Here is a 15,187-nt window from a genome sequence, read left to right as displayed (position 1 = left end):
CTGCCCTTAGTCCAAAGGGAAAATAGGCCTCGGGACATTCCGATATCCCAATGATGCATAGTCCAGCGTGCAGAGTGCGCCGCTATCGCAGACGATAATACGCCCGGCAATTGGCCCAAAGGCAGCGCGAAAATGCTGCATGGACTTCAACGCAACAACCGATTTTTTCGCAGGATCAATCCCAAACGTTTCAAACTGCATCAAGTCCAGCATCTGATGAGCAATGCTCACGATCAGAACTTCGACCCCCGCAACGTCCAAAACCGCCGTTGGCCCAAAGCTGCGCTCTAGACCGCCTAACATCGGGCCGCTGCCCACAACACGCCCCTCGCCGATCGACTTTAGCGCCCCCGTAACGCGCAACGGCCCACCGCCGAACTTCGGGGCCGTTGCCCCACCAATATCCAGCGTTACATCGGTCCCGACCGCACTTTTGCGCAGGGTATTCACTGCCGACGGATCAACCAGTGGTCCAAAACAAGCATTTCTGACACCAGCCCCCAAGAGTGCGGCCAGAAGGTTGGTCGCGTCGCCGTAAGCGCCTGATCCAGGGTTGTCTGCGTAATCTGCAATGACCAACGGCCCGGCATCACCGTTCCATTTTGATGCCGCCTCTGCTGCCTCGGCAACTGTCAAATAGGAATTTAGAGCGTCGTGGCGTCGATCCCAAATATCGTCGGCTAATGTCTCAGCGATTAATTGATGACCTTGGCTATCACCATCACAAGTGACCAACACGGTCGGCCCTACCTCGGCGGTGTCCGCACATGGAAATGCGCCATTGATGCTGATTGCATAGACGCCCTTGCGGGTTTCGTATGCGCGGGCTTGCGCATGCCGTTCGATCATTGGCCCTACATCCGTGCGACCGCCATTTGCCTCTTCGAGCATGGGCCTGCGCGCGCGCAGGGTTACAGGGCTGATGTCGCCTGCCATTGTCCGCTGCAAAAGTTCGGCGGCGCGCCGTCCGGTCGGGCGAAAATCCACATGCGGATATGTAGTGTAAGAGATCAGAATCTGTGCCAGATCGCACATGGCTTTGCTAACATTCGCATGCGGATCAAGGGTGACAGCAATGGGCAAGTCAGGTCCCACGATAGCACGCAGCCGACGCAGAATTTCGCCTTCGCCATCTTCACAAAAATCTGTGACCATTGCCCCATGTAGCATTAAGAAAATGCCATCCCATTCACCTGTCGCGGCCGCAATCAAGGGTGCCGTCGTCGCCTCAAATGCCTCGCGGGTTACAACGCCGCCCGGTCCGGCCGCCGCGCTGATCACATGTGTGATCGCCCACCCGTAGTCTCGGCCCGTGTCCAACAGTCCAGCCAGTTCCGTGTTCTTATCGCCGCGTGCTGCAATCGCCTGATCACCATTCAAAAAGAACCGATCCCGAAAAGACTGCAGAGTTGTCGGGACGATATTGAATGTGTTTGTCTCGTGGGCGATTTCGGCGCTCAGAATTTTAAAGCTCACAGCGATGGCCCCCAAAAACTGGTTTCAATCAAGAAAAATAGGTCGACAGCAGCGCGCGTTCTCTCGGCACAAATCGCTTTAGGTTGTGTCATCAACATGACCTGTGAACTTGCTATAAAGCAATGCAACCTTGTTCATACGCTGTTCTATGTCCGGGCCTAGCTCCATAAAGACGCCATTCACCAGAAGATTAGCGAGGCTCGCCATCTGCGCGGTGGATTCCCAAAAAAGATTGAACGAAGTTGGTACGACAAAAACCTCGTCGGCGACCGTATGCCCCCATTCACAATAGGGATCGGTGATAAGCGTCACAGGAATGCCCGCCGCCTTGGCTTCGCTGGCAAGCAACTTTGCATGGCGTGAATAGCGGCGCGCCTCAAAAATGACCAAGGCAGTGTCTGCGTTTTCTGCGGTCAACACGTCAGCAAAGTTTCCGCTGGAAAGATCAAGAAGCTGCACTTTGTCGCGCAGGTATTGCAACTGATGGACAAATATCTGCGCAAGGCCCCTCTCGGTTTGAAAGCCTACTACGAAAACAGACTTCGCATGCGCAAGCCGCTTTACAACCTTGTCCCAGTCGGGTGAATCAGCTGTTTCATAGACCGCGACAAGAGCGGCCATCTCGAGTTCAAGTCCACGGCTAAGCTGGTCTTCGCCTGCTTTCGTGCGCTCTTGCAAGTCGCGCAATCGATCCCCGATAAGCCAAGGTTGATCGCCCATATCGTTGCGCAAATTTGACTTGAGGTCTTTAAAGCTCGCATAGCCAATCGCGCGGCAAAAGCGCCCGACCGTCGGCTCGCTCACCTTGACCTTCGTTGCCAGGCTTGCTGCCGTTTCAAACGGAAGGTTACCCATTTCAGCAATCATATAGGCCGCCAACGCACGTTCTGCTTTTGAAGCAGATGACGTGGCATCAATCAGACGTTCACGAAGTGGTTTAGTCAAAAGTAAACTCCTTCGCCGACCTGACATAATCGACGAAACATCGACGATAAAGGTCCGTTTGCAGGTCTTTGCGCAGGTATGGGGCAAAGACCTGCACTAAATGATCCTACCGGGTGATCGTTGCAAAGCTGGATCAGACGACTGAACCAACCGCGCCGGCGAGAGCGCCTGTGCAAAACGAGCATTATTTGGTGTTGTTGCCTGCGTGCATATTTCAGCTGTCAGCATAGCCAAAGCCGGGGCCATCATGATGCCGAACCCGCCCTGCCCGGCCAACCAGAAGAATCCTCCGACATTTGCATCAAATCCTACGACAGGAGCCTCATCGGCGACGAAGCTTCGCAATCCAGCCCAACTGTGTTCAATCTTTTCGACTTTGATCGTCGTCTCTTGTTCGATCCAATCAGCAAATACTGCGATTTCCATGTCATCAGCCCAAGCATCATGAGGATCTGTCGGCGTCGCGTCACCAGGAGATGCCATCAGTTTGCCCGCGTCTGGCTTCATATATGCACCCGTTCCGGCAAAATCGACGGCGGGCAGTGCCGCACATTGGACGCCCTCGGGCGCATTGATGATGATTGCGGTCCGGCGCATTGGAACAAGTCCGATAGGCTCCGCACCGGCCATTGCGCCAACTTGATCGGCCCAAGCACCTGCAGCATTGATAATCTGCGCCGCTGAGAATGTGTCTTTGGCGGTCTGAACGCTCCAGACATCCGACTGCCGCGACAACGCCTTTACGGTTTGCTTTGTGAGGACGGTTGCGCCGCGTGCTTTCGCCCCTTTGAGGTAAGATAGATGAACATTGGCGACATCGATGTCAGTAACATTCGCCTCGAACGCAGCATAGCCGACACGATCTTGTCGTAAGAAAGGGACCATTTCACATGCGTCTTTGGGATCGATCAGACTTATTTCTTCGCCAGGTTCCGACATGGATAGTAGTTCGGCTAGTCCGCCTTCGTGGTCGGGTGGAGCGATGGTCAATGATCCTCTTGGTGTCAACAATGGCGTGTCGCAAAACCCAGCAGGTGGCGACCGAAAGAACGGCGCACTGGCTGCATTCACCTGACGCACGATCGGGCTGCCATAATTGCGCGTGAATAATGCAGCCGACCGACCAGTCGCGTGATACCCTGTCGTGCTTTCGGCCTCCAGCAAGAGCACGGAGCCATGCGCCGCAAGCTCAAAAGCGGCAGATGCACCCGCCACTCCGCCGCCAACTATAAGGAAATCATAGATCACTGAGGCTACCCTTTGTGGGCACTGGGCCCCGACAATTGCATAGTTTCTCTACAGAGCGCCCATTCATCAGGCATTGCAAGAAAAACATAATATGTTGACTCTCTGAAAGTTATATTACTTACTTTGCCCATCTGCTGGGAAATCTCCATGCCAAAAATCAAACTGCTAGCCCCACGACACGGCGAAACTTACGATGCTAAGGCTGCGATGCGTCATTGTTGCGTAAATGCAAAATGAGCATGGGCAACTCTTATTTTGGCCTACAGCGTATGGCGCTGTGCCCCCCGGCGACAACTTATATAGGACAGTTATGCACGACAAATGGCGCACCGACGCGGCACGTCACAAAATACTTAGAACGACAAGCTAAGCTCAAGATTACGGGCGACGATTTTGGAACCGAACAAAGCCGCAAGGCTAGGCGATCCAGAAATTTCGGACACGTAGCGAATATCCAACAAGGAGACGACGAATGAAAAAAATACTCTTATCCAGTGCGGCACTGACTGCCATGGCAAGTGCGGCAATGGCTGCTTGCCCGGCCGTCACCGTATCGGACCCCATGGGCGTTGCAGCAGGCGCATTCCCCCAGCAGTACGAGCTGGCAGAATTCCAAGGCCTTGCTGATTGCACAATGGAGATGACACAAAACCCCGGCATTGCGGCAATGAACGCACGCATTCGCGGCAACCCTGAATTGCCCGCTTTGGCGGATCGCCTCCCAGCGGAGCCATTGGTTGTTGCCCCATACGACATGATCGGCAGCTACGGCGGTATCTTCAATGCGCTGTCCAACGCGACAGAGTCCGGAACGTCGGACTTTATGTCCGTGCGTCACGTCAATCTGGTTCGTTATTCCGATGATTTGACCACTATCGTTCCAAACGTTGCCAAAAGCTGGTCGTGGAACGATGATTTCACGCAGCTAACATTCGTTCTGCGCGAAGGCCACAAATGGTCCGATGGTCAACCATTCGGTGCAGAAGACGTCGAGTTCTGGTATGAAAACCTGCAACTCGACACCAACGTAATCGAAAGCCCGAAGGACTATGTACTGGCTGGCGGTGAACCGATGACCGTTGACGTACTTGACCCGCTGACAGTGCGTTTCAACATGCCATCGCCCAAGCCTGGTTTCCTTGCCCACTTTGCAAACCACTACGCGCAAGGTTTTCAGCCCAAGCACTTCCTTGGTCAGTACCACCCAGACATCAACCCTGATGCCGACGCGCTGGCCCAATCGCTTGGGTTTGAAAACGGCTATGACCTTGTCAAAGCCTATTATGGCAGCTCTGACTGGATGGACACGCCAACACCTATGTTGGCCCACCCCGACAAAGTTGCAGGCCTGCCGCTAGACGCAGCACCTACACTTGAAAGCCACATTGTCATTTCGGAAAACACCGAAGGACGTCAATTTGTTGCCAACCCGTATTTCTACATGGTCGATACTGCGGGCAACCAGCTTCCTTATATCAACGAGATGGACGAGATCTTTGTTGGCGAAAGCGAAGTCCGTCTGTTGAAGCTTGTAAACGGCGAAGTTGACTATAAGGCGCAGGCCTTGCAGGTCGACTATGTTCCGCTGTTGCTGGAAAATCAGGAAAGCGGTGGCTTTATTGTCGATCTCAAGCCAGAGATCACGATGCCAACGATTGCGTTTAACGTGACCTCTGAGGACCCTGAAAAGCGCAAAGTCTTCGGTGATCTGGCGTTCCGTCAAGCGATGTCAGTGGCAATCAACCGTGACGAAATCAACGAAGTTGCTTTGTTTGGCCTAGGCCGTCCGCAGCAGTATGTTGGCTTTTCTCCGACACCTGATTTTGTGACACCGGAGTGGGAACAGCATTTCGCACAGTTCGATCCCGAAATGGCCAAGTCGTTGTTGGACGGCATGGGTGTTGTTGATACTGACGGCGATGGTATGCGCGAATTGCCAAATGGCGACGCACTGACACTGAACCTACAGGTTGCCACGCAAGGTATCTCGATCAAGATCGTTGAACTTGTCGGACAGAACTGGCGTGATGTTGGTATCAACAACACCGTCAAAGAAGTCACGACAGACGAATATCGTTCATCACAGTCGTCAAACCAACTTGATGTTACGTTGTTCGAGAAAAGCGTGCCTTTGGCCGTTGTTCTTGGAAACGCGGAAATCTTTATTCCGCCTTTCGACAACTATTTCAACATGCGCACCGCAATGCTTTGGGGTGAATACGTTGAATCCGATGGTGCTGCCGGTGTTGAACCACCTGCGTATGTCATGGAAATGATGGAAGATGTGAAAGCATTTCAGGCGACCCCTGTTGGGACACCTGAATCCGATGCACTGGGTCTGAAACTGGTCGAGAACATGACCGGCAACCTTCTCTTTATCGGTACGGTCAAAGGGCAGCAGCCAATTTACCGCAATGCTGACCTGAAGAACTTCACAGATTTCAGAACGGCATCATATGCCTACTACCGGACATACCCTTACCGTCCGTCGCAGTGGTTCCTTGACGAATAAGGCTACACGCACTGACTGAGATTGTTGCGGGCCGCGCACTTGGCCCGCAACACCAAAGCGCACCAAGAGAGGGCGCACACTCTACCGGGACACAGAAAACAGATGGTTCAGTTTCTTCGATTTGCCACGATACGCGCGGCCCTTGCGTTTTTCACACTCTGCCTTGTCTCATTTATTGTATTCTCATTGATGGAACTGGTTCCCGGCGATTGCGCCGAGAGGTACCTCGCCTTCAAGAACTCTCAGGGCGCACAGATCTCTATCGCCGACATCGAAGCTGAACGCGTTCGGCTGGGTCTGGACCGCCCCTACCTAGAGCGCTGGACAAGCTGGATATTCAACGCCTTCCAAGGCGAATTTGGTGATAGCTGCATTCTGCGCCTGAACATAAATCAGCTACTGGGCCAAAAAGTATGGCTGAGCATCGGCATCTGCCTTGGCTCGTTGTTCTTGGCCTACCTCATTGCAGTTCCTGTTGGCATCATCGCCGCGACATCGCGCAACCCTTACCTGAACAACGGCCTGCGCATCGTCAGCTATCTGGGATTGGCACTGCCGAACTTCCTGCTGGCATTGATGATTATGCTCTTTTCGACCGTCTTTTTCGGGGACAGTTTAACAGGTCTCTTTTCGCCGGAATATCGAGACGCGCCATGGGATTGGCCCAAGATCAAAGATTTTCTTGGACACGTCTGGCTACCCGTCTTCATTCTTGGTTGGTCGGCGACAGCGTTTGCCATCCAAACCGTTCGTGCGTTGATGTCAGATGAAATCAGCAAACTTTATGTCACGGCAGCGGCGGCGCGCGGTGTATCCGGGCGCAGGTTGCTGATGCGATACCCTGCACGCCATGCGCTTAGCCCGATCATTAACTCGCTTGGCTTTGATCTTAACCGGATCTTTAACGAACTGCCCATTGTCGCGCTGATCCTGACATTGACCGAAGCGGGGTCGCTGCTAATCGAGGCATTGGCCCGTTCAAATGATCAGCAGCTTGCGGGCGCAATCATCTTCTTCCTGACGGGCAGCATCATCGCCATTAACTTCATCACCGATATCGCGCTGGCCATTGTCGATCCGCGCATTCGTCGCAGCATATTGGGATAACTGACATGACCGAAACCAATATCTACGACGCCTCAGTCGATCAAAACGCCAAGGATGCTTATTTTACAGCATCCCAAAGCCAACTGATCTGGACACGGTTCAAGAAACAAAAGGCGGCCATGTTTGGCGCTTGGGTGCTGGTCATCTTGATCCTTTCAGGTCTGTTTGCGCCTTTTCTCACGCCTTACGATCCAACCATATCGGGACGCGACAAAGACTATATGAACGGTGCGCCAACGATCCCGCAGTTTTGCGATGACAACGGTTGTTCGCTCCGCCCTTTTATTTATGGCGTTGAACGCACGCGCTCGATCGAGACGAACTTCCGGTGGGTCACAGAGGTCAACACCGATGATCGCAAATACGTTCAGTTCTTTGTTCAGGGATCAACCTACACGCTGGCTGGTATCAGCTTTTCAACTCATTTGTTCGGTTTGGACGAAGGTTTTATCCATCTATTCGGGACAGACTCGACCGGAAAAGACATCTTTTCGCGGACCTTTCACGCGATCAACACGTCGCTTGCTGTCGGTACAATCGGTGTCTTTATCGCCTTCGTTCTAGCGCTGATTATAGGCGGAATTTCTGGATACTATGGAGGCTGGATAGACTCTGTCATCCAGATGGTGACTGATGCCGTCCGAACGATCCCGGCGATCCCCTTATTCATGGCTTTGGCTGCGTTTATCCCCGACACCTGGAGCGCGGAGGAGAGGTTTTTCTTTATCTCGATAATTCTAGGGTTCATCGGCTGGCCGACCCTAGCGAGGCGTGTGCGCACGCATTTGCTAACCGAGCGCAATCAGGAATACGTACTCGCGGCCCAGCTTTGCGGCGCATCGTCCGGCCACGTAATCCGCAAGCATCTGCTGCCCAGTTTTACCAGCTACATCATCGTCGACCTGGTGATCTCGTTTCCTTATATGGTGCTTTCTGAAACAGCGCTCAGCTTCATCGGCCTTGGCCTAAAAGATCCCGTCAATTCGCTAGGTGTGATGTTGCAGAACGTGACCAGCGCCGATGTCTTGTTGAATTATCAATGGTATTTCATCCCGGTGATTTTCTTCATCGTCCTTGTCATGGCATTTGTGTTTGTGGGTGACGGGCTGCGCGACGCCGCTGATCCGTATGGAGATACAAAGAAATGAGCCGCTTGATCGACGTCGAAAACCTGACCCTGCAATTCGATACCGATGAAGGCCGCATTACAGCCGTCGACGACGTGTCTTTCAGCCTTGAGGCCGGAGAGGTCATGGGACTAGTCGGCGAAAGCGGGTCCGGCAAATCGGTGACTGCCAAATCGTTGATGAAGCTGAACCCGCGCAATGCGATCTATGGCGAAAACACCAAGATCACCTTGCACCTTGAAGACGGCCCTGTTGACGTGATGTCGCTGCAAAACGACCGCGAGATGAAGATCGTGCGCGGCGGCTCAATCTCGCTCATCTTTCAAGAACCTATGGCCAGCTTTGCCCCTGCGATTTCCATTGGTGACCAGATGGTCGAGCAGTTGTTGATTCACACCAACTTTTCCAAAGCGCAAGCCAAAGAGGTCTCGATTGAGATGCTGGACCGCGTTGGAATATCGGACCCAAGTACGCGGTTCGGCCAATATGCGTTCGAGTTATCGGGCGGGATGCGCCAGCGCGCGATGATCGCGATGGCGCTGTCAACTAAGCCCAAGTTACTGATTGCAGACGAACCCACAACAGCGCTGGATGTGACTATTCAGGCGCAGGTTATCGACCTGATGAAGGACTTGGTCTCCGAGTTCGGCATGGGGATTATCTTTATCACCCACGACCTAGGCGTCATCGCCCAGACCGCCGACAAGGTCGCTGTCATGTATCTGGGACGGCTGGTCGAACAAGGCACTGTGCGCGACGTCATTCGCAGGCCAGCGCACCCTTACACCCGTGGATTGATTGCGGCCCTGCCAACGCTCGACGACATTGATGCGCCACTAACGCCGATCCCCGGAGATATTCCATCGCCGTTAGAGCGGCCACCCGGATGCGTCTATAACACCCGTTGCCAAGAGGTCGTGGGGTCGCGTTGTTCGACCCAAGTACCCGCATTCTATCAAGTTCAACCCGACCATGCGGCCGCGTGCCATATTTATGATCCCGAAGGCGGCACAGAATGACCCCAAAGCCCCTGATCCTAGCCCAAAATCTGTCGGTGCATTATGCATTGCGCGGCAGTATTATTGGCCCAGCCCCGTTTGTGCGTGCGGTTGACAATGTGAGCCTCGAAATCGCCCCCGGCAGCTTTTTTGGCCTTGTTGGTGAATCCGGTTCCGGCAAAACCACCCTTGGACGCGCGATGCTACGTGCCGCTCCGATCAGCAAGGGCGATGTTCTTTTTGATGACGGCGAAGTCGCCTATTCGCTTAAGAACCTCGGCAAGAAAGAACTGAAAGAATACCGCAAACGCGCGCAGCTAATTTTTCAAGACCCCTATGCCGCGCTTAGCCCACGGATGACTGTTCGCGATATCATTGCAGAGCCACTAGAGGTCATGGGCCTGACAAAATCGCGTGCCGAGACAGACGAGCGTGTCCGCGAGATTGCCGGCAAATGCCGCTTGAATGTCGAACACCTGCGGCGGTTCCCGCATGCGTTCAGTGGCGGCCAGCGGCAGCGTATCTCGATCGCGCGTGCATTGGTATCGGGACCGAAATTCATTGTAGCGGACGAAAGTGTTGCCGCACTTGATGTGTCGATCCAAGCGGATGTACTTAATCTGCTGAAGGCCATTCAGCAAGAAATGGGCCTGACATTCTTGTTCATCAGCCACGACTTGAGCGTCGTTGCACATGTCTGCGACCATGTTGCTGTGATGTATCTGGGGCGACTGGTCGAAACGGCCCCGACGCGCACCTTGTTTTCGACGCCGCGCCACCCCTATACGCAGGCGCTGCTATCAGCGATCCCGTCGCTTGATCCTGACGACCGTGGCAAGGCACAAAAACTTGAAGGGGAAATCCCTTCGCCGACCAATCCTCCGCCGGGGTGCAAGTTCCAGACACGATGCCCGATGGCCATTGATCGCTGCCGTGTTGAAGAACCCGTTCTTGAAACCGCCGGACCAGAGCATAATGTGGCTTGCCATCGCTGGAAAGAACTCGCCAACTAGAGACGGCGTGATGATAAAAAAGAGTGGCCTATGAAACTGACCTTTGAAGACTTGAAAACCCAAGTTGCCGCAGGCGACATCGACACTGTTCTTGTCTGCCTTGTGGACATGCAGGGCCGCCTGATGGGCAAGCGGTTCCATGCGGGCCATTTCATCGCGGATGCGTGGAAAGAAACCCACTGCTGCAACTATCTGCTGGCCACCGATCTGGAAATGGCTACACCCTCTGGCTATGCCGCAACCAGTTGGGAAAGCGGTTATGGCGACTATGTTATGCAGCCCGATCTAGACACGTTGCGCCCGGTGCCTTGGCTGGAAGGTACAGTCATGGTGCTTTGCGACGTCCTTGACCACCGCACCCATAAAGAAGTGCCCCATTCCCCGCGCGCGGTCCTCAAAAAGCAGATCAAACGGCTAACAGAGATGGGATACGACGCCATGATGGCGACCGAGTTAGAGTTCTTCTTGTTCGAGAAAAGCTTTGACCAAATCCGCAAGGAAAAGTTCCGCGACCTTGAACCGATCAGCGGCTACAACGAAGACTATCACATCCTGCAAACCACTAAAGAAGAACACGTGATGCGCCCGCTGCGTAATCATCTTTGGAACGCAGGAATCCCTGTTGAAAACACCAAAGGCGAAGCGGAAGCGGGCCAAGAAGAACTGAACATCAAGTACGCCGCAGCGCTTGATACCGCCGACCATCACACGATCGCCAAACATGCCACCAAAGAAATCGCTTGGCAGCAAGGTCATGCCGTTACCTTCTTACCAAAGTGGCACCATGATAGGGTTGGCAGTTCTTCGCATGTTCATCAATCGCTCTGGAAAGACGGCAAGCCCGCGTTCTTTGATCCCGATGACACCTTAGGCATGTCCCCTCTGATGAAGACCTATATGGCGGGTTTGCTAAAGTATGCGCCTGATTTCATGTATTTTCTGGCCCCTTATATCAACAGCTACAAGCGTTTTCAGAAAGGCACTTTTGCGCCGACGCGGACCATTTGGTCCGTCGATAACCGCACCGCCGGTTTTCGTCTTTGCGCGGAAGGCACAAAGTCTGTGCGCGTCGAATGTCGTGTTGGCGGGTCTGACCTGAACCCCTATTTGGCAATGGCAGTACAGATCGCTGCCGGGATCGCGGGCATCGAAGAAAACCTAACGCTTGATCCTCCGACCTCGGGTGATGCCTACGAAGGTAATACTGGCATGATCCCGCAGACCTTGCGCGATGCCCATACGACCTTGCGCGGATCAGCAATGTTGCGGGCCGCATTGGGCGATGATGTCGTCGACCACTATGCCCGCGCAGCAGAGTGGGAAATCGAAGAATTTGACCGCGTTGTCACCGACTACGAGATTGCCCGCGGATTTGAGAGAGCCTGAGAAAAATTGGTACACACACTGAAATGCGTTTCCCCAATCGACGGGTCGGTATTCGCTGAGCGCGACACGCTATCGTTTGATGCAGCGTTGGGTCTGGCCCAAGCTGCGCGCACTGCACAAACCGCATGGGCCGCGCGTCCTTTGCAGGACCGTATCAACCTTGTGATGGCAGGTGTTGCTGCTGTGGGTGCTATGAACGATGAAATCGTGCCCGAACTCGCGCAGATGATGGGGCGGCCCACGCGCTACGGCGGTGAATTTGGTGGTTTCAATGAACGCGCCAGCCATATGGCCGAGATCGCGCAGACTGCTTTGGCCGATATCGCAGTCGGTGAAGACGCGAGTTTCAAACGCTACATCAAACGTGTTCCGCATGGTGTGGTATTTGTCGTCGCACCTTGGAACTATCCCTATATGACTGCGATCAATACTGTTGCACCTGCCTTGATTGCAGGAAACACCGTTGTCTTAAAGCACGCTACACAGACCTTGCTTGTCGGGGAAAGGATGGCAAAGGCTTTCCACTCAGCGGGTATACCGACAGACGTGTTTCAGAACATTTTTCTGGATCACGACACAACGTCCGACCTGATCGCCCACCGTGCTTTTGACTTCGTCAACTTTACGGGCTCTGTTGGCGGAGGCAAAGCAATGGAACGCGCCGCTGCAGGCACGTTTACCGGTATCGGCCTTGAGTTGGGCGGCAAAGACCCCGGATATGTCATGGACGATGCGGATCTGGACGCCGCCGTTGAAACACTCATCGACGGTGCGATGTTCAATTCCGGCCAATGCTGTTGCGGGATTGAACGCATCTATGTGCATGAAGGCTTGTTTGACAGGTTTGTTGAAAAAGCTGTGGCCATCGTGAACGGCTACAAACTGGGCGATCCGATGGACCCAGAAACGACAATCGGTCCAATGGCCAATGTCCGTTTCGCGTCAGAGGTCCGTGCGCAGATTGCAGAGGCACTAGCTGATGGTGCCACCGCGCATATCAATACAATGCCATCCGATGACGGGGCCGCGTATCTGACGCCCCAAATCCTCACAAACGTGACCCATGACATGCGGGTCATGCGACACGAAAGCTTTGGTCCGGTTGTTGGCATCATGTCTGTTCGTGACGACGACGAAGCGATCCAGTTGATGAATGATAGCAATTTCGGCCTGACCGCCAGTCTTTGGACCCGCGATCTGGATCGCGCCATGCGTGTCGGGGATGCGATTGAAACCGGAACTGTTTTTATGAATCGCGCCGATTATCTTGACCCCGGCCTGTGTTGGACAGGCTGCAAGGATACCGGTCGCGGCGGTGGCCTGTCAGTCATCGGCTATCACAATCTAACCCGCCCTAAATCATACCATCTGAAAAAAGTGATAACATGAGCCTTACAGGAAATTGGTCCTACCCGACCGCTATGAAATTCGGTGCAGGCCGGATCAAAGAACTGCCACAAGCGTGTTCCGCCGCAGGGATCAAGAACCCGTTGCTGGTGACAGACAGAGGACTCGCTACCTTGCCCGTGACCCAGTCGACGCTGGATATTCTGGAGGCTGCCGGACTGGGACGTGCGATGTTCAGCGAGGTCGATCCAAACCCGAACGAACTGAATTTGGACGCTGGCGTTGCCGCGTATATTGCTGGCGGACATGACGGGGTAATCGCCTTCGGCGGTGGCTCGGGATTGGACCTTGGCAAGATGGTGGCATTTATGGCGTGCCAAACGCGACCTGTCTGGGATTATGAAGATATCGACGATTGGTGGACGCGCGCGGATGCAGCGGCCATCGCGCCAATTGTGGCGGTGCCCACGACAGCCGGAACCGGATCAGAGGTGGGTCGCGCCAGCGTCATTACCAACTCCAAAACGCATATCAAGAAAATCATCTTCCACCCCAAAGTGCTGCCAACGGTCGTCATCTGCGATCCAGAGCTCACCATGAGCATGCCAAAGGTCATCACTGCTGGAACCGGACTTGATGCATTTGCACATTGTGTCGAGGCGTTCAGCAGTCCGCACTACCACCCGATGAGCCAAGGGATCGCGCTTGAAGGCATGCGATTGGTCATAGACTATCTGCCACGCGCCTATGCCGACGGTACCGATTTGGAAGCACGCGCAAACATGATGAGCGCCGCGGCTATGGGGGCGACGGCATTCCAAAAGGGTCTGGGGGCAATCCATGCGCTCAGTCATCCGATTGGTGCAGTTTATAACACTCATCACGGCACTACGAATGCCGTTTGCATGCCAGCAGTTCTGGAGTTCAATGCAGCCGAAATTAAAGATCGCTTTGATATGGCGGCGCCCTATCTTGGCATTGCTGGCGGTTTCAACGGGTTCCGTGACTTCGTACAAGAGCTGAATGACAGCCTTAAGATACCGCGTCGCCTGTCAGAAATGGGCGTCGGCGACGACCGGATAGACGAGCTGAGCGCCATGGCCCTAAACGACCCGTCATGCGGCGGAAATCCAGTTGTACTGACAGTGGATAACTTGGCTGGTTTGTTTAGGGCAGTTATTTAGAACCTGTCGCTTAGGCTGTCCGAGACCAAGGCGACCAGCCAGCGGAGGTCATCGTCAACAGTGCGACACTCAGACTGAATGTTGCGGATCGCATCGAGGGGAAGCGGTTCCCTTCCCTCAACTCCTGCATTCCTGTCGTAGTAAACCCGTGTGAAGAGGTTGCTGATGTCGAGACCGATCTCACTGGCCGAGAAGTTGACGACAGTTCGAACAGTGCCAAAGATGCGGGTGATGCTGCTACCAGCAAGCCCTCGTTTGATCAGACCATCACGGAAGGCGTTTGCATCAGCTTTTGTATAGGCGGTGATGTCCTTGTCACCACAGACATCCATGACGTACCCGCAGGAGCGCTCAGCGGCCCTATGGAAGGTGATTGGACGCCCCTGCCCTTTGAGGCGCAGATAGATGCCGACCGCCTCAGAGAGCTTCAGTAAGCCTCCAGCTACGCCTTCGGGAACGACAGGCAGACCAGACTGAGATTGTGCTTGGGTGCGAAGGAGATGTTTTCCCGGCAGATCAACGTCACGAATGCGTAGGTGATACCAATGCTCATCCAGCGTCTGTGCAGCCCTCTGCGCTCGTGAAGTCGCAATTAGTTTAGACCTAGTGCGCAGCGAATACATGATCCTGCTGGCGTTATAGTGGTGTGAAAGGTCTCTCGGGACCCGTCGTGAGAAGTAGAAGATGCCCTGTTTTACAAATGTGAAGGGGGCAGTTTTGGTCTCCAGCATGGTCTACGCTCCAGTATTCATTAGCGAAAACTGAAGGGAAACAATGGCTTAACTCAATGTGTGGTGCCCGCGGCCGGACTCGAACCGGCACGGCCTTGCGGCCAAGAGATTTT

General features: G+C 54.1%; 12 protein-coding genes. 8 read left to right on the top strand and 4 right to left on the bottom strand.

The features are described from left to right. Positions 1-6 precede the first annotated feature (6 nt). The 3 genes from QZ197_RS02015 to QZ197_RS02005 form a co-directional block, all read right to left on the bottom strand. Positions 7-1,476 carry a M81 family metallopeptidase gene (locus QZ197_RS02015; protein ID WP_296429577.1) on the bottom strand — a complete coding sequence of 490 codons (1,470 nt, stop codon included), beginning with the start codon at positions 1,474-1,476 and terminating at the stop codon, positions 7-9. A gap of 78 nt (positions 1,477-1,554) precedes the next feature. Further along, positions 1,555-2,421, bottom strand: coding sequence for a MurR/RpiR family transcriptional regulator (locus tag QZ197_RS02010; RefSeq protein ID WP_296429576.1), 867 nt, complete (start codon positions 2,419-2,421; stop codon positions 1,555-1,557). A gap of 96 nt (positions 2,422-2,517) precedes the next feature. Next, positions 2,518-3,669 carry an FAD-binding oxidoreductase gene (locus tag QZ197_RS02005; RefSeq protein ID WP_296429575.1) on the bottom strand — a complete coding sequence of 384 codons (1,152 nt, stop codon included), beginning with the start codon at positions 3,667-3,669 and terminating at the stop codon, positions 2,518-2,520. A 472-nt stretch (positions 3,670-4,141) separates the two neighbouring features. On the opposite strand from QZ197_RS02005, the gene QZ197_RS02000 reads away from it, so the two are divergent. From QZ197_RS02000 to QZ197_RS01965, 8 genes are all read left to right on the top strand, one after another. Next, positions 4,142-6,181: an ABC transporter substrate-binding protein gene (locus QZ197_RS02000; protein ID WP_296429574.1), complete on the top strand. Its 2,040-nt coding sequence runs from the start codon at positions 4,142-4,144 to the stop codon at positions 6,179-6,181. A 102-nt stretch (positions 6,182-6,283) separates the two neighbouring features. Next, the gene (locus tag QZ197_RS01995) at positions 6,284-7,288 is read left to right on the top strand and encodes an ABC transporter permease (protein ID WP_296429573.1); all 1,005 of its coding nucleotides are present in this window, start codon (positions 6,284-6,286) and stop codon (positions 7,286-7,288) included. Positions 7,289-7,293: 5 nt separating this feature from the next. Next, a complete protein-coding gene (locus tag QZ197_RS01990) occupies positions 7,294-8,436 on the top strand; it encodes an ABC transporter permease (RefSeq protein WP_296429572.1) in 1,143 nt (380 codons plus the stop codon). Then, complete coding sequence (locus QZ197_RS01985; protein ID WP_296429571.1) at positions 8,433-9,434, top strand: ABC transporter ATP-binding protein; 1,002 nt, start codon at positions 8,433-8,435, stop codon at positions 9,432-9,434. The genes QZ197_RS01990 and QZ197_RS01985 overlap by 4 nt, the downstream gene beginning before the upstream one ends. Further along, positions 9,431-10,426: an oligopeptide/dipeptide ABC transporter ATP-binding protein gene (locus QZ197_RS01980; RefSeq protein WP_296429570.1), complete on the top strand. Its 996-nt coding sequence runs from the start codon at positions 9,431-9,433 to the stop codon at positions 10,424-10,426. Before QZ197_RS01985 ends, QZ197_RS01980 begins: the two co-directional genes overlap by 4 nt. A gap of 30 nt (positions 10,427-10,456) precedes the next feature. Further along, on the top strand, positions 10,457-11,812 hold the full coding sequence (locus QZ197_RS01975) for a glutamine synthetase family protein (RefSeq protein ID WP_296429569.1): 1,356 nt from the start codon (positions 10,457-10,459) through the stop codon (positions 11,810-11,812). Positions 11,813-11,818: 6 nt separating this feature from the next. Next, positions 11,819-13,201 (top strand): aldehyde dehydrogenase family protein, encoded by a 1,383-nt coding sequence (locus QZ197_RS01970; protein WP_296429568.1) that lies wholly within the window; start codon positions 11,819-11,821, stop codon positions 13,199-13,201. Beyond that, positions 13,198-14,343: an iron-containing alcohol dehydrogenase gene (locus QZ197_RS01965; protein WP_296429567.1), complete on the top strand. Its 1,146-nt coding sequence runs from the start codon at positions 13,198-13,200 to the stop codon at positions 14,341-14,343. Before QZ197_RS01970 ends, QZ197_RS01965 begins: the two co-directional genes overlap by 4 nt. On the opposite strand, the gene QZ197_RS01960 is transcribed toward QZ197_RS01965, so the two are convergent. Beyond that, on the bottom strand, positions 14,340-15,074 hold the full coding sequence (locus tag QZ197_RS01960; protein WP_296429566.1) for a DUF6538 domain-containing protein: 735 nt from the start codon (positions 15,072-15,074) through the stop codon (positions 14,340-14,342). The genes QZ197_RS01965 and QZ197_RS01960 overlap by 4 nt on opposite strands. Between the last annotated feature and the right edge of the window lie 113 nt (positions 15,075-15,187).

This window comes from Yoonia sp. (assembly GCF_017854415.1).
Classification (GTDB): Bacteria; Pseudomonadota; Alphaproteobacteria; order Rhodobacterales; family Rhodobacteraceae; genus Yoonia.
The sequence above is the reverse complement of the archived record's forward strand: the minus strand, read 5'-3'. Positions and strand labels throughout refer to the sequence as shown.